The organism is Polaromonas sp. P1_G4 (assembly GCF_056405475.1).
Genome location: NZ_JBFUCA010000522.1, coordinates 1 through 2850, shown reverse-complemented (window position 1 = coordinate 2850; position 2850 = coordinate 1). Strand labels below are relative to the sequence as shown.

The 2850-nt window shown below is 60.0% G+C and carries 1 protein-coding gene; it reads left to right on the top strand.

Going from position 1 to position 2850, the window contains the following annotated elements; all coding sequences use genetic code 11:
• Window positions 1-2719, top strand: a 2719-nt coding sequence (locus AC1D1X_RS19855; RefSeq protein WP_477698970.1) for a ribonucleoside-diphosphate reductase subunit alpha, incomplete at its 5' end; no start/stop codon positions are given.
• Window positions 2720-2850 lie beyond the last annotated feature (131 nt).

Here is a 2850-nt window from a genome sequence, read left to right as displayed (position 1 = left end):
CACGCAGGGTGCGGCTTCGGCCAGCGTCCGCGAAACCGTTGACGGCCTGACCCAGGCGGTCATCCGCGCCCTGATGCGTTCGCGCCCAGGCGGCGGAACCTTTCATATAGAAGACGTTCAGGATCAGGTCGAGCTGGGCCTGATGCGCGGCGGCCACCATGAAATCGCCCGCGCTTACGTGCTGTACCGCGAGAAGCGCACGCAAGAGCGTGCACGCCAGCCGCAAACCCAGGCACCTGCGGCGCCCCTGATCCATGTGACCGACCGCGGCAACCGCGTCGCGCTGGACATCCGCAACCTGCAGGCTCTGATTGAAGCGTCTTGCGCCAACCTGGGCGCAGATATCAAGCCCGACCCCATCGTTGCCGAGACCATGCGCAACCTCTATGACGGTGTGCCCATTGATGAAGTCTACAAGGCGTCCATCCTGGCAGCGCGCACCCTGATCGAGAAAGACCCTGACTACACCTACGCCACCGCACGCCTGCTGATGCACACCATCCGCCGCGAGGTGCTGGGTGAAGAAGTCAGTCAGGAAGACATGGCGATTCGCTACGCCGAGTATTTCCCGCAGTTCATCGCCAAGGGCGTACAAAACGAGCTGCTCGACGAAAAGCTCCAGCAGTTCGACCTGGCCCGCCTGGGCGCCGCGCTCAAGCCCGAACGCGACCTGAAATTTGACTACCTCGGCCTGCAAACCCTGTTTGACCGCTACTTCCTGCACGTGCGCAAACAGCGCATCGAGCTACCACAGGCTTTCTTCATGCGCGTGGCCATGGGCCTGTCGCTCAACGAGATCAACCGCGAAGAACGCGCGATCGAGTTCTACGAAATCCTGTCGTCCTTCGACTTCATGTCGAGCACGCCCACCCTGTTCAATGCCGGCACGCTGCGCTCGCAGCTGTCGTCGTGCTATCTGACGACCGTCGCCGACGACTTGGGAGGCATCTACGACGCCATCAAGGAAAACGCGCTGCTGTCCAAATTTGCCGGCGGCTTGGGCAATGACTGGACGCCTGTGCGCGCCCYGGGCGCCCATATCAAGGGCACCAACGGCGAATCGCAAGGCGTCGTGCCTTTCCTCAAAGTCGTCAACGACACCGCCGTGGCGGTCAACCAGGGCGGCAAGCGCAAAGGCGCCGTCTGCGCCTACCTGGAAACCTGGCACCTGGATATTGAAGAGTTCCTGGAACTGCGCAAGAACACCGGTGACGATCGCCGCCGTACGCACGACATGAACACCGCCAACTGGATTCCCGACCTCTTCATGCGCCGCGTGATGGAAAAAGGCACCTGGACGCTGTTCTCACCGTCGGACACACCCGACCTGCACGACAAGTTCGGCAAGGACTTCGAGAAAATCTACACCGCCTACGAAGCCAAGGCCGAGCGCGGCGAAATCAAGCCATCCCGCAAGCTGCAGGCCACTGACATGTGGCGCAAGATGCTGTCGATGCTGTTTGAAACCGGCCACCCCTGGATCACGTTCAAGGATGCCTGCAATGTGCGCTCGCCGCAGCAACACACCGGCGTCGTTCACTCGTCCAACCTGTGCACCGAAATTACACTCAACACCAGCGACACCGAAACCGCTGTCTGCAACCTCGGCTCGGTCAACCTCGTCCAGCATCTGAAGGACGGCGCAGTCGACCACGAGAAGCTTAAAAAGACCATCACCACGGCCATGCGCATGCTGGACAACGTGATCGACATCAACTATTACGCCGTCAAGAAGGCCCGCGATTCCAATATGCGCCACCGCCCTGTGGGCCTGGGCATCATGGGTTTCCAGGACTGCCTGTACGAGCTGCGCGTGCCTTACGCTTCCCAGGAAGCTGTCGAGTTCGCCGACAAATCCATGGAGGCTGTCTGCTACCACGCTTACTGGGCATCGACCGAACTGGCCAAAGAGCGCGGTAAATATGCCACGTACAAAGGCTCGCTATGGGACAAGGGCATCCTGCCGCTGGATACGCTGGACATGCTGGCCGAGCAGCGCGGCGGCTATGTGGAAGTCGACCGCTCCGCCAGCCTTGACTGGGACGCTTTGCGCAAGAAGATTGCCAAAGACGGCATGCGCAATTCCAACTGCGTGGCCATTGCGCCCACAGCCACCATCTCCAACATCATTGGGGTGGATGCTTGTATCGAACCCTGCTTTGGCAACCTGTCGGTCAAGTCCAACCTGTCGGGTGAATTCACCGTCATCAACCATTACCTGGTCCGAGACCTGAAGCGCTTGGGCCTGTGGGATGACGTGATGGTGGTGGATCTGAAGCACTTCGACGGCTCCCTGCGCCCCATCGACCGCGTMCCGCAAGACGTCAAAGCCCTCTACGCCACGGCGTTTGAGATCGAGACCTCCTGGATTGTGGAAGCCGCAGCGCGCCGCCAGAAATGGATTGACCAGGCGCAGTCGCTCAATATCTACATGGCAGGCGCCTCGGGCAAAAAACTCGACGACACCTACAAGCTGGCCTGGCTGCGCGGCCTCAAGACGACTTACTACCTGCGCACGCAAAGCGCGACGCACGCCGAGAAGTCGACCGTGACCGCAGGCAAGATGAACTCGGTGTCATCGGGTACCGCGACGGCAGGCGGCGGCATGAGCGCGCTCGAAGCGGCAGCCGCCGCAGCGCAGGCGCAGATGAGTGCATCGCCCGCGACCGACATCAAATTCTGTGCAATCGATGACCCAGGTTGCGAGGCCTGCCAATAAAAAACCGAATCGTGCGCTGAGCTTCATCGCACGATTCGATGTAATTGAGCAACACAATTTTGTAATAAAAAACCGAATCGTGCGCTGAGCTTCATCGCACGATTCGATGTAATTGAGCAACACAATTTTGT